The 18,479-nt window shown below is 49.3% G+C and carries 14 protein-coding genes, 2 tRNA genes and 3 rRNA genes; 16 read left to right on the top strand and 3 right to left on the bottom strand.

Annotated features, from left to right (window positions below; genetic code table 11):
- The first annotated feature begins 105 nt into the window (after positions 1 to 105).
- The 3 genes from C5610_RS11915 to C5610_RS11905 all read left to right on the top strand — a co-directional run bounded on the left by C5610_RS11915 (position 106) and on the right by C5610_RS11905 (position 2,795).
- Complete coding sequence (locus tag C5610_RS11915) at positions 106 to 396, top strand: co-chaperone GroES (protein WP_105307343.1); 291 nt, start codon at positions 106 to 108, stop codon at positions 394 to 396.
- Positions 397 to 463: 67 nt separating this feature from the next.
- Positions 464 to 2,107 (top strand): chaperonin GroEL, encoded by a 1,644-nt coding sequence (groL, locus tag C5610_RS11910; protein ID WP_105307342.1) that lies wholly within the window; start codon positions 464 to 466, stop codon positions 2,105 to 2,107.
- A gap of 151 nt (positions 2,108 to 2,258) precedes the next feature.
- Complete coding sequence (locus C5610_RS11905) at positions 2,259 to 2,795, top strand: DUF3016 domain-containing protein (protein WP_105307341.1); 537 nt, start codon at positions 2,259 to 2,261, stop codon at positions 2,793 to 2,795.
- On the opposite strand, the gene C5610_RS11900 is transcribed toward C5610_RS11905, so the two are convergent.
- Positions 2,770 to 3,090: a hypothetical protein gene (locus tag C5610_RS11900; protein WP_105307340.1), complete on the bottom strand. Its 321-nt coding sequence runs from the start codon at positions 3,088 to 3,090 to the stop codon at positions 2,770 to 2,772. The two genes, C5610_RS11905 and C5610_RS11900, sit on opposite strands and share 26 nt — an antisense overlap.
- A 13-nt stretch (positions 3,091 to 3,103) precedes the next feature.
- Positions 3,104 to 4,153: an EF-P beta-lysylation protein EpmB gene (gene epmB / locus C5610_RS11895; protein WP_316042234.1), complete on the bottom strand. Its 1,050-nt coding sequence runs from the start codon at positions 4,151 to 4,153 to the stop codon at positions 3,104 to 3,106.
- A 105-nt stretch (positions 4,154 to 4,258) separates the two neighbouring features.
- Here epmB and efp point away from each other — a divergent pair, with 105 nt between their 5' ends.
- The 3 genes from efp (at position 4,259) to C5610_RS11880 (ending at position 6,331) form a co-directional block, all read left to right on the top strand.
- A complete protein-coding gene (efp, locus tag C5610_RS11890; protein WP_105307338.1) occupies positions 4,259 to 4,828 on the top strand; it encodes an elongation factor P in 570 nt (189 codons plus the stop codon).
- A gap of 12 nt (positions 4,829 to 4,840) precedes the next feature.
- Complete coding sequence (epmA, locus tag C5610_RS11885) at positions 4,841 to 5,812, top strand: elongation factor P--(R)-beta-lysine ligase (protein WP_105307337.1); 972 nt, start codon at positions 4,841 to 4,843, stop codon at positions 5,810 to 5,812.
- A 96-nt stretch (positions 5,813 to 5,908) separates the two neighbouring features.
- A complete protein-coding gene (locus C5610_RS11880) occupies positions 5,909 to 6,331 on the top strand; it encodes a MerC domain-containing protein (RefSeq protein WP_105307336.1) in 423 nt (140 codons plus the stop codon).
- Here the strand turns inward: C5610_RS11880 and trmA are convergent.
- On the bottom strand, positions 6,312 to 7,415 hold the full coding sequence (trmA, locus tag C5610_RS11875) for a tRNA (uridine(54)-C5)-methyltransferase TrmA (protein WP_105307335.1): 1,104 nt from the start codon (positions 7,413 to 7,415) through the stop codon (positions 6,312 to 6,314). The genes C5610_RS11880 and trmA overlap by 20 nt on opposite strands.
- 496 nt (positions 7,416 to 7,911) lie before the next feature.
- Here trmA and C5610_RS11870 point away from each other — a divergent pair.
- The 10 genes from C5610_RS11870 (at position 7,912) to C5610_RS11825 (ending at position 18,458) form a co-directional block, all read left to right on the top strand.
- Positions 7,912 to 9,454: ribosomal RNA gene (locus tag C5610_RS11870) — 16S ribosomal RNA — on the top strand.
- A 110-nt stretch (positions 9,455 to 9,564) separates the two neighbouring features.
- Positions 9,565 to 9,641, top strand: a tRNA-Ile gene (locus tag C5610_RS11865).
- A gap of 97 nt (positions 9,642 to 9,738) precedes the next feature.
- A tRNA-Ala gene (locus tag C5610_RS11860) sits at positions 9,739 to 9,814 on the top strand.
- A 239-nt stretch (positions 9,815 to 10,053) separates the two neighbouring features.
- Positions 10,054 to 12,935, top strand: a 23S ribosomal RNA gene (locus tag C5610_RS11855).
- Positions 12,936 to 13,063: 128 nt separating this feature from the next.
- A 5S ribosomal RNA gene (rrf, locus tag C5610_RS11850) occupies positions 13,064 to 13,179 on the top strand.
- Together the 16S, 23S and 5S rRNA genes with 2 tRNA genes alongside form the textbook arrangement of a ribosomal RNA operon.
- A gap of 185 nt (positions 13,180 to 13,364) precedes the next feature.
- On the top strand, positions 13,365 to 15,794 hold the full coding sequence (locus C5610_RS11845; RefSeq protein WP_105307334.1) for a TonB-dependent receptor plug domain-containing protein: 2,430 nt from the start codon (positions 13,365 to 13,367) through the stop codon (positions 15,792 to 15,794).
- Positions 15,795 to 15,966: 172 nt separating this feature from the next.
- Positions 15,967 to 16,275, top strand: a complete 309-nt coding sequence (locus C5610_RS11840; protein WP_105307333.1) for a hypothetical protein — start codon at positions 15,967 to 15,969, stop codon at positions 16,273 to 16,275.
- Positions 16,276 to 16,308: 33 nt separating this feature from the next.
- A complete protein-coding gene (locus tag C5610_RS11835; RefSeq protein ID WP_105307332.1) occupies positions 16,309 to 16,737 on the top strand; it encodes a copper chaperone PCu(A)C in 429 nt (142 codons plus the stop codon).
- Complete coding sequence (locus C5610_RS11830; protein ID WP_105307331.1) at positions 16,737 to 17,747, top strand: DUF2333 family protein; 1,011 nt, start codon at positions 16,737 to 16,739, stop codon at positions 17,745 to 17,747. The genes C5610_RS11835 and C5610_RS11830 overlap by 1 nt, the downstream gene beginning before the upstream one ends.
- A gap of 9 nt (positions 17,748 to 17,756) precedes the next feature.
- Positions 17,757 to 18,458 carry a TIGR04219 family outer membrane beta-barrel protein gene (locus tag C5610_RS11825; protein WP_105307330.1) on the top strand — a complete coding sequence of 234 codons (702 nt, stop codon included), beginning with the start codon at positions 17,757 to 17,759 and terminating at the stop codon, positions 18,456 to 18,458.
- Positions 18,459 to 18,479: the final 21 nt, after the last annotated feature.

Genomic DNA, 18,479 nt, shown 5'->3' with positions numbered 1-18,479 from the left:
GACCTTGATAACGCAATTTCTTACCCCATCTATAGTGCACATTCATTTTTAAACGCCCCGAAGGGGTATTAACCACAAACATAACAGGTTGAGGAGTTATCAACGATGAAACTTCGTCCTTTACACGATCGAGTCATTATTAAACGCATCGAAGTCGAAGCAAAATCGGCGGGCGGTATTGTATTGACCGGTTCGGCGGCAGAAAAGTCTACTCGCGGTGAAGTTGTTGCAGTAGGCAATGGCCGCATTCTGGATAACGGTGAAGTGCGCGCGCTGGACGTAAAAGTCGGCGACAAAGTACTGTTCAACGAAGGTTACGGTGTGAAAACTGAAAAAATCGACGGTGAAGAGTACTTAATCATGAGCGAAAGCGACATTCTGGCGGTAGAAGAGTAAGCCGCTGTCTTGGGTCGTAGCAAGTTACACGCACAATCGTTAAACCGTATTTAAGAGGAAAGCAAAAATGGCAGCTAAAGAAGTTAAGTTTGGTAACACAGCGCGTCAAAAAATGCTGAAAGGCGTCAACGTTCTGGCTGACGCAGTAAAAGTTACATTAGGTCCGAAAGGCCGCAACGTTGTTTTGGACAAGTCGTTTGGCGCTCCGAACATCACTAAAGATGGTGTTTCTGTTGCAAAAGAGATCGAACTGGAAGACAAGTTCGAAAATATGGGCGCACAAATGGTGAAAGAAGTTGCGTCTAAAGCAAACGACGAAGCCGGTGACGGTACGACTACTGCTACCGTGTTGGCACAAGCCATCGTCAATGAAGGCCTGAAAGCCGTTGCGGCAGGCATGAACCCGATGGACCTGAAACGTGGTATCGACAAAGCCGTCATCGCCGCGGTTGCAGAACTGAAGAAAATTTCTCAGCCATGTGCCGACAGCAAAGCTATCGCTCAAGTAGGTACTATTTCTGCTAACTCCGATGAAACCATCGGTCAAATCATTGCTGAAGCGATGGATAAAGTGGGTCAGGAAGGCGTTATCACTGTTGAAGAAGGTCAGGCACTGACTGACGAACTGGACGTTGTTGAAGGTATGCAGTTCGACCGTGGTTACCTGTCTCCTTACTTCATTAACAACCAGGAGAGCGGTTCGGTTGAATTGGATAACCCGTTCATCCTGTTGGTTGACAAGAAAATCTCTAATATCCGTGAGTTGTTGCCGGTATTAGAAGGCGTTTCAAAAGCCGGTAAGCCTTTGCTGATCATCGCTGAAGATGTTGAAGGCGAAGCGTTAGCAACCTTAGTGGTAAACAACATGCGTGGCATTGTTAAAGTTGCTGCGGTTAAAGCGCCTGGCTTCGGCGACCGTCGTAAAGCCATGTTGCAGGACATTGCTGTATTGACTGGCGGTACCGTTGTTTCTGAAGAAATCGGTATGGAGCTGGAAAAAACTCAGTTGGAAGACCTGGGTACGGCGAAGCGCGTTGTTATCACTAAAGATAACACCACCGTGGTTGACGGTAACGGCGACGATGCAGCGATTGAAGGCCGCGTAACGCAAATCAAGCAGCAAATGGAAGAAACCACGTCTGATTATGACCGTGAGAAGCTGCAAGAACGTCTGGCGAAACTGGCTGGCGGTGTTGCGGTCATCAAAGTTGGTGCTGCTACCGAAGTTGAGATGAAAGAGAAGAAAGCTCGCGTTGAAGATGCACTGCACGCTACCCGTGCTGCGGTTGAAGAAGGCGTAGTCCCAGGTGGCGGTGTCGCACTGGTACGTGCGGCCAGCAAACTGGCTGACCTGCGTGGCGACAACGAAGAGCAGAACGTTGGTATCCGTTTGGCACTGCGCGCGATGGAAGCGCCTCTGCGTCAAATCGCGACTAACGCTGGTGCAGAAGCTTCTGTGGTCGCTAACAACGTTCGTGACGGCGAAGGCAACTTCGGTTACAACGCGGGTAACGACACTTATGGCGACATGCTGGAAATGGGCATCTTGGATCCAACCAAAGTAACTCGTTCAGCACTGCAATTCGCTGCTTCTGTTGGTGCGCTGATGATCACCACCGAAGCAATGGTTGCTGACCTGCCAAAAGACGATGACGCCGGCGCTATGGGCGGCGACATGGGCGGTATGGGTGGTATGGGCGGCATGATGTAATGCCGGCCTACTGGCCTTATCTCTAAAAAGGAGCCTGCGGGCTCCTTTTTTATTGGCAACCGTAAATCTTCAGTTAATTCCCTTGAGCTGTGGAATTTTTATGCTATCTCTTTGTCTTAGGAGTGATAACAAGTTTAGTCAGGAGGTGACTATGCGAACAATTCCAATGATTGCCGCTACCGCTGCGCTCGCACTACTGTCGACCACAGCTATCGCGGGAGAAGCGAAAGTAAGTTTTGAAAAAGTAGAAGATTATACCGACTTCGAGCCGGCCAGTGGTATTGAGGAACGTTTTCAAAAGCGTCAAATGGACGAATTAACGGCGTATTTTAACGAGCTGTCACAGCAACTACCGAAAGATCAGGTGCTAAACGTAACGGTAACGGATATTGATTTGACTGGACGTCTGGAGCCAACTTTTGGCGAAGGTGGCTCGAATTTCATCCGGGTTGTCCGTTCGATCGACTTCCCGGTGTTACATTTTAACTATCAGTTGCATGGCGCAGATGGCGCTGTCATAAAAGAAGATCAGGTTAAATTAAAAGACATGAGTTTCGATTTTGGCAGTATGGCAACCAAACGCTCGCAAAACGACGACTTATACTATGAGAAGAAAATGCTCAAAAGCTGGTTTGATGAAACCTTCTCTGAGCATCTAAAGACTAACCAGCCTGGCGAATCTGCTTAAGGCGGGCAAGCGTCTCGGTCATTAACTGGAGCTGCTGTACGATTGTTTGCAGCAGCTCTTCATCGTTTTTCTGTTGTTGCCATAACTCAACGTTCTCGGTAACTTCCTGAAGGTACGGCTGGAACCGGTTGCTTTTGGTTTTGAAACAACTCTGTTCAGCAAAAACATCCTGAAACTTCGCTTTACCTTGCTGGCGCAGTCCGTCGAGATAGGCATCAGCGTCCACCGTCTGGCGGTAAACAACCTGTAAATGTTGCTGCAGTTTTTGCTCGACTTGATTCATTGCTTCGCTCATAACATTCCTTCATTTATTCAAAAGCTGATAACTTAGTTACGTTGCCGTCTGGCATGATGGGCGTCTTACTGTGTTCTCCACCGACCTCTCGTACAAGTTTTGGTACCAAAAAGCCGGGTAAACGAATGTTCATTTGTTGCCATAAATATTGCGCTTTAGTATCCGTAACTTCAAAGTGCGCAGCACCGATTACCTTGTCCAGTTGGTGCAGGTAATAGGGTAACACATCAATATCAAATAGACGTTCACTCAGGTTAACCAAGGCGTCCGGAGTGTCATTGACGCCTTTTAACAGGACGCTCTGATTGAACAAATGAACGCCTGCCTGACGGAGTACAGCCATCGATTCGCCCAGTGAGGGCGAGATTTCGTTCGCGTGATTAGCATGAATCACCAACGATGCTTTTAATCTTGTCGCGGTTAAAGCGACCACCAGTTCCTGAGTGATACGTGCTGGAATAACGACCGGCAGACGACTGTGAATCCGGACTCGCTTCAGCGTTGGTATGTCGGCTAGCGCTGCAATGATTCGTTGTAATTGGTGGTCGCTGGCCATCAAAGGATCGCCCCCGCTCAGGATGACTTCGTTGACATCGGGGTGGTTAGACAGGTAAGCCAGTGTCTGTTCTAACTGATGCTGGTCAAAACGAACCTCGTCATACGGGAAGTGCCGTCGAAAACAGTAACGACAGTTAATCGCGCAGCCGCCCTTTAATATGATCAAAACCCGAGAACGATATTTATGCAGCAGCCCTTTAGCTTCGTCTTTAGCGGTATCAGCAGACTGCTCATGCAGCGGGTCAGTGCTATAGCCTGCTGGCGCATGAAATTCCTGCCGCAGCGGAAGCACTTGACGCAGCAGTGGGTCGTGGGGGTTGCCGGCTTCCATTAAGTGTACGAACGGGCGTGGAACACGCAACGGAAACAGTTGCCGAGCTTTAACGTCGGCGGAAAAATCGGCAGGATCTAACGCGACCGCGCGTAACAGTTCGTCAGGGCGAGTGAAAGCCCGCTGCAGCTCCATACGCCAGTCCGGACGAGTCAAAAGTCGAGCTTGATTCAAAATTCCCCCATTATTTGATCGACTGGGTCATTATTTTACCTGAAAATTTTCCTTGATTGTTTTATTATTGCCGCCAACAGAGTTATCGATTAAAGGAACGATATCATGGCAAATTATATTACCAACGAGTTTAAAGGTGGTCTTAAGATCATGCAGGACGGCGAGCCGTGCAGCATTATCGAGAATGAAATGGTGAAACCTGGTAAAGGTCAGGCATTTAACCGCGTAAAAATCCGTAAGTTGATTAGCGGCAAAGTGGTTGAGAAGACCTTCAAATCCGGTGAGTCGGTTGAAGGCGCGGACGTTATTGAGCTGGAACTGGCGTATCTGTACAACGACGGCGAGTTTTGGCATTTCATGAATAATGAGACCTTTGAACAAGTTGCTGCAGATGCCAAAGCGGTTGGTGAGGCAGAAAAGTGGCTGGTTGAACAGGACGTATGTACTTTGACGCTGTGGGAAGGTAACCCAATTAATGTCCAGCCGCCGAACTTCGTGGAACTGGAAGTGACCGAAACCGATCCTGGTTTGAAAGGTGATACGGCGGGTACTGGTGGTAAACCTGCAACCTTGAGCACAGGTGCGGTGGTCCGTGTTCCGCTGTTCGTGCAAATTGGTGAAGTGATAAAAGTTGATACCCGTTCAGGTGAATACGTTTCGCGTGTACAGAAATAAGCGTTGCGGATAATGGACTGGCGATCTCAGGCATCAATTGAGGTGCTGCAACAGCGTGCAGAGCTGATGCGCCGAGTTCGCCAGTTTTTTTATGACAGAAAGGTGCTCGAAGTTGACACGCCAGCGCTGAGTCAACGGGGAGTAACCGACTGTCATTTGGAAAACCTCGTGACAACCCTCTCTGCCGATGCAACCGGCCAGGCGCTCGAGCTGTTCTTACAAACATCGCCAGAGTACGCTATGAAGCGTCTCTTAGCTCAGTATAAAACCAGCATTTACCAATTAAGTCATGTTTTTCGGGATGACGAAATTGGCCGACACCATAACCCTGAATTTATGATGCTGGAGTGGTATCGCATCGGTTTCTCGATGAATGATTTGATCGCTGAAGTGGCCGAGCTATTAACCGACTGCATTAATGCGCCTGCGACTGATATCATCACCTACCAACAGGCGTTTCTTGAACACACACAGTGTGATCCACTGACGGCCGCTGGTCGAGATGCGTTACATCAGCGGTTAAAACAACGCGATGACACGGCAAGCTGGATGCAGGCGGAAACAGACACCGATACCATGTTGCAACTCGCGTTTTATTTATGGGTTGAACCGAACTTACCCGCTGATCGTCCGGTTGCGATTACTCACTTTCCTGCGACACAGGCGGCACTAGCCCGGTTAAGTGAAACCGATGATCGAGTCGCGCTCCGCTTCGAAATCTATTACCAGGGGATTGAGCTGGCTAATGGGTATGATGAGTTGATCGATTCCGCCGTGCAGGCACAACGCTTTGCTCAGGATAATGAGCTCAGGCAAGCGCATTCGAAATTGATGAAAGCACCGGATGAACGATTATTGGCGGCATTAGAACACGGCATGCCAACGTGTGCTGGGGTTGCCCTCGGTTTTGACCGGTTGTTGATGATTGCGACGGGTGCCGATCATATTGCTCAAGTTCAGCCGTTTTCTGTTGCTAATTGTTAGCGCCAGATCAAACACTTCGATAAAAACTTAACCGATCCTCTTGGCAGTCGAAAGCGTATGTTATAATATAACAGCATTAAGTAAAGCGAGGCGGTTATGACACTATCAAAACAGAAAAAGTTGGACAGGGCGGGGATGTGGATCACCACACTTTGCGCGATCCACTGTCTGTTATTGCCTCTTATTTTGCCTTTGTTGGCACTGACCGGTATGGCATTCATCGGTGAAGACCTGTTGGAAAACACCATACTGGGTTTAAGCGTTGTGGTTGGCTTGTGGTCTTTAGTCGGAGGGGCTCGCCAACATGGTGAATGGCGCCTATTGATTCCACTGCTGGCAGGAGCCGTCATTTATTCCCAGCGGGACGTATTTGGCCATATCGGCGAACCTTTCATTATTTTGTTCGGTGCAGGTCTTATCATTTACGCTCATTGGAGCAACCTGCAACGCTCGCGAAAGCAGAGTCGCATCGCAGCGGCAACCGGCGCGATGCCAGAAGTTAGCTCTTCTTCTCTATAATGACACCAGCTTCAATATGGTCAGTGTACGGGAACTGATCAAATATCGCTGCTGCGGTTACTTCAAACTGTTCACCTAACGCCTCGATGTTTTCAATTAACGTCTCCGGATTGCACGATATGTATATGATCCGTGAATACTGGGCGACTAGCTCTAAGGCCAACTGATCAAGCCCTGCGCGCGGGGGATCTACTAAGACGGTCTGGCAATTAAACCGCTCAAGTTGTGCGTCGGCAGCGCGTTTGGACGCAAGTTTTCCCTGCATGGCCTGGCTAAAGTCTTCCGCCGACATTCTTACCACCGTAACATTATCGATCTCATTAAGCCTTGCACCCTCGCGTGCCGCGTGCACAGAACTCTTGCTGATTTCGGTTGCCAGTACCTGCCGAAATTGCTGTGCCAACGGCAACGTGAAGTTGCCATTACCGCAGTAAAGTTCTAATAAATCGTGTTGGGCGTTACCCGCATGCCGACTTACCCACTCAATCATTTGCTGATTGATACCGGCATTCGGTTGGGTAAAGCTGTTTTCGGTTTGAATCGATTGGTAATCTCTGCCATTCACAGTAACGCGCTCGGTAACGGACTCCTCACCGAATACCACTTTCTGCTTTCGTGCTCTGCCAATCAGATGAACAACATCGGCATAGCTTTGTAAGTGTTGGTGTAATCCTGCCGCGGCTGCTTGCCACTCGTCATCGAGAGGACGGTGATAGAGAACAGAGACAATAGCCTGTTGAGTGGTCGTGGTTAAGAAGTCGACTTGAAACAGTTTGCGCCGGAGTAATGGTTTATCGATGACGTAATCGCGTACGGCCTGCATCAAACGATTGATGAGCTCACTGCCCGGCAGGAACTGATCCATACGCACTTTTTCACGCGTCTCTGGGTTAAACATAATGTAGTAGAGGTCGTCCCCTTCGTGCCAAAGCCGAAACTCGGCACGCATACGGTAATGGACGGGAGCGGATGGAAACACCTCGAAATCCGTTACCCCGACTTTGCGGTACTGTTGGCGCATGCTGTCGCGCTTAGCATTTAGTTGTTGCTGATAGTCGAGCTCGCCAATGGCTTTATGCGTCATTATTCCTGCCTGCTGTGATAAAGCGAATTAATATCAGCCTATTGTAAGGTATATAAAAGGCCGCTGCGAGTGGCGTAAACGAGCAATAAAACAGCGAATGATGTTAATTTTGATCACATTTGCTGATGAAGTAATCAAACGGCAATAAAACCAGTTAAAATTGCAAAAAAGGCCTTGACGGTGCGAGATAAATCTCTAAAATGCGCTCCACGTTCGAGGCAGGCAACGAAGCCGCCGAAAACAGAAGTTTTCTAAAAAATCTTTTTTCAAAAAAGTGTTGACGGAAAACTTCAGGTGTGTAGAATACGCACCTCTCGCAGCAACGCTGCTGAGAAACGCTCTTTAACAATATATCAAGCCAAGCAAACTGTGTGGGCACTTGCAAAAGTTAAGCAAAACGAACTATGTATTGCAACTTTTGAATGAGTGTTCAGCAAGGTTTCAAATTTGAAGCTAAGCAAAAACGCGTAATTCATTGAGTTGATTGAACTACTTTTAATTGAAGAGTTTGATCATGGCTCAGATTGAACGCTGGCGGCAGGCCTAACACATGCAAGTCGAGCGGTAACAGGAAGAAGCTTGCTTCTTTGCTGACGAGCGGCGGACGGGTGAGTAATACTTGGGAACTTGCCTCTAGGCGGGGGACAACCACTGGAAACGGTGGCTAATACCGCATAATGTCTACGGACCAAAGTGGGGGACCTTCAGGCCTCACACCTAGAGATGGGCCCAAGCGGGATTAGCTAGTTGGTGAGGTAACGGCTCACCAAGGCGACGATCCCTAGCTGTTCTGAGAGGATGATCAGCCACACTGGGACTGAGACACGGCCCAGACTCCTACGGGAGGCAGCAGTGGGGAATATTGGACAATGGGGGCAACCCTGATCCAGCCATGCCGCGTGTGTGAAGAAGGCCTTCGGGTTGTAAAGCACTTTCAGTGGTGAGGAAAGGGTAATCGTTAATAGCGGTTACAGTTGACGTTAGCCACAGAAGAAGCACCGGCTAACTCCGTGCCAGCAGCCGCGGTAATACGGAGGGTGCAAGCGTTAATCGGAATTACTGGGCGTAAAGCGTACGTAGGCGGTGTGTTAAGCAAGATGTGAAAGCCCCGGGCTCAACCTGGGAATGGCATTTTGAACTGGCACGCTAGAGTCCTGAAGAGGGTGGTAGAATTTCCAGTGTAGCGGTGAAATGCGTAGATATTGGAAGGAATACCGGTGGCGAAGGCGGCCACCTGGTCAGAGACTGACGCTGAGGTACGAAAGCGTGGGGAGCAAACAGGATTAGATACCCTGGTAGTCCACGCCGTAAACGATGTCAACTAGTTGTTCGTGTCTTTAAGACGTGAGTAACGCAGCTAACGCACTAAGTTGACCGCCTGGGGAGTACGGCCGCAAGGTTAAAACTCAAATGAATTGACGGGGGCCCGCACAAGCGGTGGAGCATGTGGTTTAATTCGATGCAACGCGAAGAACCTTACCATCCCTTGACATCCAGTGAACTTTCTAGAGATAGATTGGTGCCTTCGGGAACACTGAGACAGGTGCTGCATGGCTGTCGTCAGCTCGTGTTGTGAGATGTTGGGTTAAGTCCCGCAACGAGCGCAACCCTTATCCTTAGTTGCCAGCACGTAATGGTGGGAACTCTGGGGAGACTGCCGGTGATAAACCGGAGGAAGGTGGGGACGACGTCAAGTCATCATGGCCCTTACGGGATGGGCTACACACGTGCTACAATGGCGCGTACAAAGGGCAGCGAACCTGCGAAGGTAAGCGAATCTCATAAAGCGCGTCGTAGTCCGGATTGGAGTCTGCAACTCGACTCCATGAAGTCGGAATCGCTAGTAATCGTGGATCAGAATGCCACGGTGAATACGTTCCCGGGCCTTGTACACACCGCCCGTCACACCATGGGAGTGGGCTGCACCAGAAGTGGTTAGTTTAACCTTCGGGAGAACGATCACCACGGTGTGGTTCATGACTGGGGTGAAGTCGTAACAAGGTAGCCGTAGGGGAACCTGCGGCTGGATCACCTCCTTACATTATGCTGACTGATGTGAGTGTCCACACAGTTTGCCGGCTTGATAGAATACAGAGATACATTTGGGTAGCTTGTGCCTTTGGCACAAGATGATGCCTGAAGGTTTACTGGGTCTGTAGCTCAGCTGGTTAGAGCGCACCCCTGATAAGGGTGAGGTCGGTAGTTCAAGTCTACTCAGACCCACCATTTTGAGCGCCTGGGCTGCGTTGGAAAGTCACTCGCATACTGGTGTATGCTTCGCGACTTCCCGCCTTGCCAGTCACTCAAAAATGAGGCTTTATCCGGGGCCATAGCTCAGCTGGGAGAGCGCCTGCCTTGCACGCAGGAGGTCAGCGGTTCGATCCCGCTTGGCTCCACCACTTTATCTCTGTAGCAATACGACGTTAGCGTTAAGCGTTCAGGATTGAATGTTTACCGGTAACTTTGTGTTACACGCTCTTTAACAACATGGAAAGCTGATTGTAAAAAGAAAGAAATGCCACTCTATTTGAACCTTTGTGATTAGGTAGAGGCGTATCGAACTTGTGTACAGCGAGAACAAACAATCTTAGTTGCGATTACAGCATCTGAAGGGTCACAGACACTTTGGTTGTTGTATGGTTAAGTGACTAAGCGTACACGGTGGATGCCTAGGCAGTTGGAGGCGATGAAGGACGTACTAACTTGCGATAAGCCATGATAAGCCAGTAAGAGGCACTTGAGTCATGGATTTCCGAATGGGGAAACCCACTCTGTTTACAGAGTATCCGGCACTGAATCTATAGGTGTCAGGAGGCAAACCCGGAGAACTGAAACATCTAAGTACCCGGAGGAAAAGAAATCAACCGAGATTTCCTTAGTAGCGGCGAGCGAACGGGAAACAGCCCTTAAGCTTTACATGCGTTAGCAGAATCTGTTGGGAAGCAGAGCCAGAGACGGTGATAGCCCGGTATGTGACGGCGCATGAAAAGTGAAATCGAGTAGGTCGGGACACGTGTTATCTTGACTGAATATGGGGGGACCATCCTCCAAGGCTAAATACTCCCAACTGACCGATAGTGAACCAGTACCGTGAGGGAAAGGCGAAAAGAACCCCGGCGAGGGGAGTGAAATAGAACCTGAAACCGTGTACGTACAAGCAGTAGGAGCCTCCTTGTGGGGTGACTGCGTACCTTTTGTATAATGGGTCAGCGACTTATATTTTGTAGCAAGGTTAACCGTATAGGGAAGCCGTAGGGAAACCGAGTCTTAACTGGGCGTCGAGTTGCAAGGTATAGACCCGAAACCGGGCGATCTAACCATGAGCAGGTTGAAGGTTGAGTAACATCAACTGGAGGACCGAACCCACTAATGTTGAAAAATTAGGGGATGACTTGTGGCTAGGAGTGAAAGGCTAATCAAGCCCGGAGATAGCTGGTTCTCCCCGAAATCTATTTAGGTAGAGCCTCGGACGAATACCTGCGGGGGTAGAGCACTGTTTGGGCTAGGGGGTCATCCCGACTTACCAACCCCATGCAAACTCCGAATACCGCAGAGTACTATCCGGGAGACACACGGCGGGTGCTAACGTCCGTCGTGGAGAGGGAAACAACCCAGACCGCCAGCTAAGGTCCCAAAGTTATGGCTCAGTGGGAAACGATGTGGGAAGGCACAGACAGCTAGGAGGTTGGCTTAGAAGCAGCCACCCTTTAAAGAAAGCGTAATAGCTCACTAGTCGAGTCGGCCTGCGCGGAAGATGTAACGGGGCTAAGCCATACACCGAAGCTGCGGCAGCAACTTGTTGCTGGGTAGGGGAGCGTTCTGTAAGCGGATGAAGGTGTGTTGAGAAGCATGCTGGACGTATCAGAAGTGCGAATGCTGACATGAGTAACGATAATGGGAGTGAAAAACTCCCACGCCGGAAGACCAAGGTTTCCTATCCCATGCTAATCAGGGTAGGGTAAGTCGGCCCCTAAGGCGAGGCGGAAACGCGTAGTCGATGGGAAACAGGTTAATATTCCTGTACCGATGTTTATTGCGATGGGGGGACGGAGAAGGCTAGGCAGGCCAGGCGTTGGTAGTCCTGGTGAAAGTGCGTAGGCTGAGAGCTTAGGAAAATCCGGGCTCTTAAGGTCGAGACACGAGACGAGTACCTACGGGTGCGAAGCTGTTGATGCCATGCTTCCGGGAAAAGCCTCTAAGCTTCAGATAAACATCGACCGTACCCGAAACCGACACAGGTGGTCAGGTAGAGAATACTAAGGCGCTTGAGAGAACTCGGGTGAAGGAACTAGGCAAAATAGTACCGTAACTTCGGGAGAAGGTACGCCACTGTTGGTGAAGACTTCGCGTCGTAAGCTGATGGTGGTCGCAGTGACCAGGTGGCTGGGACTGTTTATTAAAAACACAGCACTCTGCTAACTCGAAAGAGGACGTATAGGGTGTGACACCTGCCCGGTGCCGGAAGGTTAATTGATGGGGTTAGCGTAAGCGAAGCTCTTGATCGAAGCCCCGGTAAACGGCGGCCGTAACTATAACGGTCCTAAGGTAGCGAAATTCCTTGTCGGGTAAGTTCCGACCTGCACGAATGGTGTAACCATGGCCACGCTGTCTCCACCCGAGACTCAGTGAAATTGAAATCGCTGTGAAGATGCAGTGTACCCGCGGCTAGACGGAAAGACCCCGTGAACCTTTACTACAGCTTGGCACTGAACATTGAACCTACATGTGTAGGATAGGTGGGAGGCTTTGAAGCACTGGCGCCAGTTGGTGTGGAGCCATCCTTGAAATACCACCCTTGTATGTTTGATGTTCTAACTTGGCACCCTAATCGGGTGTGAGGACAGTGCCTGGTGGGTAGTTTGACTGGGGCGGTCTCCTCCCAAAGAGTAACGGAGGAGCACGAAGGTTGGCTAAGTACGGTCGGACATCGTACGGTTAGTGTAATGGCAGAAGCCAGCTTAACTGCGAGACAGACACGTCGAGCAGATACGAAAGTAGGTCATAGTGATCCGGTGGTTCTGAATGGAAGGGCCATCGCTCAACGGATAAAAGGTACTCCGGGGATAACAGGCTGATACCGCCCAAGAGTTCATATCGACGGCGGTGTTTGGCACCTCGATGTCGGCTCATCACATCCTGGGGCTGAAGTCGGTCCCAAGGGTATGGCTGTTCGCCATTTAAAGTGGTACGCGAGCTGGGTTTAGAACGTCGTGAGACAGTTCGGTCCCTATCTGCCGTGGGCGTTTGAGAGTTGAGAGGGGCTGCTCCTAGTACGAGAGGACCGGAGTGGACGAACCTCTGGTGTTCCGGTTGTCACGCCAGTGGCACTGCCGGGTAGCTACGTTCGGAATCGATAACCGCTGAAAGCATCTAAGCGGGAAGCGAGCCTCGAGATAAGCTCTCACTAGCACTTTAAGTGCTCTGAAGGGTCGTTGAAGACGACAACGTTGATAGGCGGGGTGTGGAAGCGTAGTAATGCGTTGAGCTAACCCGTACTAATTGCCCGTGAGACTTAACCATACAACACCCAAGGTGTTTGGGAATCGTTAAGCACAAGCACGATACCTTTACCGAATAACAGAGGTTGCGCAGAGCGCGACATCAACCGAGTGGCATTACAATCAGCCTTCATGTTGTGACAGTTTTTGTCTGGCGGCCATAGCGGTATGGCACCACCTGGCTCCATTCCGAACCCAGAAGTGAAACATACCAGCGCCGATGGTAGTGTGGGGTCTCCCCATGTGAGAGTAGGACACCGCCAGACTTCAAATTAAGGAAAGCCCCGGGCTCACACTCGGGGCTTTTTTTATGCCCGCCCGGCCCGCGGCGTTACCGCTGTTGACCTTTTCTAGTTATTAGATTGAATTTATCTAATTCATCACCAACCGTTTTATAAGGTTTTTCGTATTACTGTTATATTAGGAACATCACGTTCATGGGAGAGCAGTAATGAATAAAAAGAACTTAATTACTCTGGCAATCTTATCAGGCACCGCTTTTACGGCGCCTGTTGTTGCGCAACAAGCAAATACCAACGCCGAAGCTGAAGTAGAAGAAGTGTTACAAGTGGTCGGTTCACGGCTGTCATTACGTACCGCGACGGACGGTGCTGCACCGATCGATATTATTTCAGCCGAAGATCTGGCTGCTACCGGTATGACCGACACCGCCAAAGCACTTCAATACGCCGTACCGAGCTTTAACTTTCCGTCATCATCCATCACCGATGGCAGTGACGCGGTACGACCTGCATCATTACGCGGGTTGTCGCCTGATCACACCTTGGTTTTAATCAATGGTAAGCGTCGCCATAGCTCTGCGTTAGTTCACCTAAACGGCACCACAGGGCGTGGTAGTTCAAACGTTGACTTAAACGCTATTCCAATGGCCGCGATTAAACGTATTGAAGTGCTTCGCGATGGCGCCGCAGCACTGTATGGTTCCGATGCGATTGCGGGCGTCATCAATATCGTTTTAAAGGATAACGCCAGCGGCGGTGATGTCAGTTTACAGGCTGGCCAGACGCATAAAGGTGATGGTGAACAATGGCGCGCGTCCGGCAGTACCGGATTTTCGGTTGGAGAAGATGGGGCATTAACACTATCAGCTGAACTTCACCATAAGAACCGCACTAATCGTGCAGGTCTTGATACCAGACAACAATATCCGCTACTGGACAACGGTGAGCCGGATCCGCGGGAAGAAACCTTTGATCGCAAGAGCTTCCATATCGGTGCTGGCGAGTACGAGAATGCGTCGTTGTTCGCGAATTTTGACATGAGCTTTGCCGACGGTCGTTTATACGCGTTTGGTGGTGTCAGCGATCGTAAATCCGAGTCTGGCGCATTCTATCGCCGTGCGATTCAGTCGAATACCTTAACCGAAATCTATCCTGACGGTTTCCTGCCGATCTTAGCCCCCGATGTGCAGGATTATTCGGCCTACGTTGGTTACGAATGGTTTGTTGGCGAATGGACACTGGACTTTAGTGGTGGTTTAGGGACCAGTGAGTTTCAATACAACGTGGAAAACTCGCTGAACGCATCAATGGGCCCAGAGCTAACCCCAACGTCTTTTGACGCGGGTACCCTGACCAACGAAGAAACAAATGTCACGTTCGACGCACAGCGTTTTATTCCTTTTTACAATAACTCGGACTTGTCTGTAGCGTTCGGTGTTAGTTATCGCGACAATACCTATCAAATAGAAGCCGGTGAGGAAGCGTCTTATATTGATGGCGGTTATCAGGATCGTCCAGCCGGCAGCCAGGGTTTTACAGGCTTTAAACCGGAATCCGAAGTGAATCAGAGCCGCGACAACGTCGGCGTTTATTTGGAAGCTGAAAACCAGCTTACCAGCAACTTCCTTTGGGGAGCTGCTGTACGCTACGAAGACTATTCCGACTTTGGTGACAACACCAGTTGGAAACTGTCCGGCCGTTATGATGTGACCGATCGTTTTGCCGTTCGTGGCGCGGTAAATACCGGCTTCCGCGCTCCCAGTGCACAACAACTGTATTTTACCAACATCTCAACGTTGGCGGTGGACGTAAACGGCGAAACGGTTCTTGAGCAATCAGGTACCTTTAATTCGTTAAGTCCAATTACCGAAGCTTTGAGCATCCCTGACTTACAACCCGAAGAGTCAGAAAGCGTCAGTGCCGGATTCGTTTGGAATGGTTATGATGGGTTGGCGGTAACGGTTGATTTCTTCCAGATCAACATCGATGATCGCATCATCCTGTCAAATCAGGTTCGTCCGGATGACTCGCCACAGGTTGCACAGGCACTGAGTACCGTAGATGCTGAGAATGCACGCTTCTTCATCAATGCTGTTGATACCAAAACCAAAGGTCTTGATGTGGTTGTCAGCAAGTCATTTGATCTTGCCGAGTATGGGGATCTAAAGACTCAGGTCGCTTACGGCTTTAACGATACTGAAATTGAATCGGTCAATTTACCACCTTTATTTGATGGTATTGAGTCGGTATTGTTCGATTACGATGAAGCAATACGGATGACGGATTCGACGCCGGCGCACAGTAGCTCAATTGGGTTTACTCATACCTTGGGTAATTGGCGTACCGATTTACGGTTTAACTATTTTGGTACCTATATTATTGGTGACTACGATGAGGGTGAAACCCCTGCTGAGGCGAACGAGACTTATGGTCCTAACTGGGTGACGGATCTTTCGGTTCGCTATGCGTTTTCCAATAACCTGAGTTTAGTGGTTGGCGGACAGAACATTTTCAGCGAGTATCCGCAAGAGCAGCCGGTACAGGGCGTTTTTGATCAAATCTTTAAATACCCTAATACCAACTCGCCGATTGGCTTCAACGGAGCCTACTTCTTTACCGAGTTGGAATACACATTTTAAGTGACTTGAGCTTTGATAAAAACCGCCACAATGTGGCGGTTTTTTTATTTCTGTAGTTAAAGCGACCAACTTAAAATCAACGAGCTATATAGTATATTGATAAATAAGGAAAAATACTTGGCATTAAACTTGAAAGACAATATCGGGTTATTTGAAACATTAAGAGGCTACTATGTCACGCAATCAAGGTATTATCATTGCCATTATCGCTGTTGTTGTGCTGTTTTTTGCTCCAGAGATACTGGCAACGCTGGGTTTTGCGATTGGTTCGGTGATTGAATTCGCGATCTCATTGATCATCAGTCTGGCTGTGGTTGGGTTGGTCTTCTTCTTAGTCATGACCATATTTGGCAGTGTGCTACTGGGTCTTGGGGCTGCCCTCATCGCGCTGATTTTTACCGGCATTGGACTGTTTTGGCCACTGTTGCTGTGTGTGTTAATTCTCTACTTTGTCTTTCGGAATCCAAGAAAAACCGTATAGTATGAGGTATCAGTCAGCGACTTAACTACGGCTATGAAGAATCAGCTTAACGTTTTACTTGCGGGTATTCTCGCATGTTGTACCTTTAGTGCATGGGCGGTCGACGTAACGGCCACTAATGCATGGGCTCGTGCTTCGATCCCCGGCGCAAGTAGTGGCGCCGGGTATGTCTCACTGCATAACGAAACGGCCAGTGTAATCACCTTGGTCGGTATGAAAAGTGACGTCAGTAAAACGACGGAATTGCATACTCATATTCATGAAGACGGCATGATGAAAATGACCCACGTTAGCGAAGTGTCGATAGCGCCGGGTGAAACGTTAGAGATGAAACCTGGAGGTTACCACATCATGCTGATGGGTCTGCAGGAGCCATTACAAGAAGGCTCGACGGTTGCCGTGGAGTTACTTTTTGCCGATGGTCGTTCACAGTTGCTTCAACTAGAGGTAAGGAAGCCATAATGCAACAACATTCGCGTTGGTACTCAACATTAAGTTGGAAGTGGTTGGCGATAGGTACGCTGTCGCTGATCGTTCTCATTTGGGTTCTGGGCTGGTTCCTCAGTAAAGAGCCTGATACCTTTTCTGTGCGTGAGGCGGTAACTGAGAGTGCCACTGAACTGTCATTAGAACCGGTTAAAGGATTTGCCACCAGTACGGCGGTGGTAGAGGTCATTTCCACGTTATTAAATAAGCGTGGCGGCTATATGAGTAACGATATTCTGCCACCCACCAGCCTACTCGATAATATTCCAGCCTGGGAATTTGGCGCCATACAAATGACGCGGGATATGTTATTGGCTATGCGAAATGATTTTAGCCGCTCGCAATCGCAGTCGGTTGAAAACCCAAATTTATTGAAAGCACAGCCGGCGATGAATATTGACCACCGCAGCTGGTTCGCTCCAACGGCCGAGAATGAGTATCAACTGGTGATGAGGGAAGTGCAGCAATATCGACTTGCGCTGGCGGATCCAGGCGATCATTCCGCGCAGTTTTATGCGCGATCAGATAATTTAAGGCGCTACATCCAGGAAGTTGAAAAGCGTCTGGGGTCATTGTCCAGACGGTTGAGCGCGAGTGTTGCCCGCGTGGAGACCGATATATCGCTTGCCGGTGACGCTGCGGCTAAGCAGTCAACCGCTTCGCCGAGACTGATTTCCGCGCAAACCAGTTGGTGGCAAATCGATGACGTATTCTATGAGGCACGTGGAGCCAGTTGGGCTTTATTGCATTATTTGAAAGCGGTGGAGCTGGACTTTGCTGAGGTGTTAAATAATAAAAATGCGTTAATTAGCTTGCAACAGATCATTAAAGAGTTAGAGTCGTCTCAGCAATCAATCTGGAGTCCGATGGTATTAAATGGATCAGGCTTTGGGTTACTGGCCAATCATTCGCTGGTTATGGCGAACTATTTATCGCGAGCTAATGCCGCATTAATTGATTTACGTAATTTATTAGCTGAAGGATAGCGCACTATTATGAAAAAACTGAGCACACTCGTCGCCGCCGCAAGTTTACTGACATTACCGATGGCTGCCAGCGCCGACACGATTTTGGGTTTGTACGTTGGTGTACAGGGCTGGAACGCGGATTATGACGGACAGTACGGCTTTGGCTCAGATGTTCAGCCGTTTTATGTTGATAATGACGACACCAACACCAGTTTCTATGCTGCGTTGGAGCATCCGATTCCATTGATACCGAACGTTAAGATTCGTCAGACTCAGTTGGATGTTAATACATCAACGGGCAGCTATTCCGGCAACTTCGATAATACCGATTACACCTTGTATTACGAGATTTTCGACAACGATATCGTAGCCATCGACGTTGGTATTAATGGTAAACAGTTCGACGGCCAGGCTGAAATCGCAGTCAGTGACATTGTTGCGCAGCAGGATTTTTCAGGTGTTGTGCCAACCGCTTACGCTGCCGCACGCATTGGCCTGCCATTTACCAACTGGACGGTAACGGGCGAGGCGAAAGCCATCAGTTTTGATGACAGTAACTTACATGACATTCAGGCAGCACTGGAATACCGTGTGATTGACAACCTGGCGGTTGATATTAGCATCAGCGCTGGTTATCGAGCCATGAAGGTAGAGCTGGATGATATTGATAATATCTACTCAGATCTTAACTTCAAAGGCCCGTTTGTTTCACTGGATGTGCATTTCTAAAGATTACCGCTTGCAGTAAGA

The organism is Idiomarina sp. OT37-5b, assembly GCF_002968395.1.
Classification (GTDB): Bacteria; Pseudomonadota; Gammaproteobacteria; order Enterobacterales; family Alteromonadaceae; genus Idiomarina; species Idiomarina aquatica.
Note: the sequence above shows the minus strand (reverse complement) of the source record. Positions and strands in the feature narration are given on the sequence as shown.

Bases quoted from the DNA above. Each gene is read 5' to 3' on its own strand.
- efp (WP_105307338.1), top strand. From the start codon at position 4,259: ATGGCAAATTATATTACCAACGAGTTTAAAGGTGGTCTTAAGATCATG.
- C5610_RS11880 (WP_105307336.1), top strand. From the start codon at position 5,909: ATGACACTATCAAAACAGAAAAAGTTGGACAGGGCGGGGATGTGGATC.
- C5610_RS11835 (WP_105307332.1), top strand. From the start codon at position 16,309: ATGAAGAATCAGCTTAACGTTTTACTTGCGGGTATTCTCGCATGTTGT.
- C5610_RS11825 (WP_105307330.1), top strand. From the start codon at position 17,757: ATGAAAAAACTGAGCACACTCGTCGCCGCCGCAAGTTTACTGACATTA.
- C5610_RS11845 (WP_105307334.1), top strand. From the start codon at position 13,365: ATGAATAAAAAGAACTTAATTACTCTGGCAATCTTATCAGGCACCGCT.
- epmA (WP_105307337.1), top strand. From the start codon at position 4,841: ATGGACTGGCGATCTCAGGCATCAATTGAGGTGCTGCAACAGCGTGCA.
- C5610_RS11840 (WP_105307333.1), top strand. From the start codon at position 15,967: ATGTCACGCAATCAAGGTATTATCATTGCCATTATCGCTGTTGTTGTG.
- C5610_RS11830 (WP_105307331.1), top strand. From the start codon at position 16,737: ATGCAACAACATTCGCGTTGGTACTCAACATTAAGTTGGAAGTGGTTG.
- C5610_RS11915 (WP_105307343.1), top strand. From the start codon at position 106: ATGAAACTTCGTCCTTTACACGATCGAGTCATTATTAAACGCATCGAA.
- groL (WP_105307342.1), top strand. From the start codon at position 464: ATGGCAGCTAAAGAAGTTAAGTTTGGTAACACAGCGCGTCAAAAAATG.
- C5610_RS11900 (WP_105307340.1), bottom strand. From the start codon at position 3,090: ATGAGCGAAGCAATGAATCAAGTCGAGCAAAAACTGCAGCAACATTTA.
- trmA (WP_105307335.1), bottom strand. From the start codon at position 7,415: ATGACGCATAAAGCCATTGGCGAGCTCGACTATCAGCAACAACTAAAT.
- C5610_RS11905 (WP_105307341.1), top strand. From the start codon at position 2,259: ATGCGAACAATTCCAATGATTGCCGCTACCGCTGCGCTCGCACTACTG.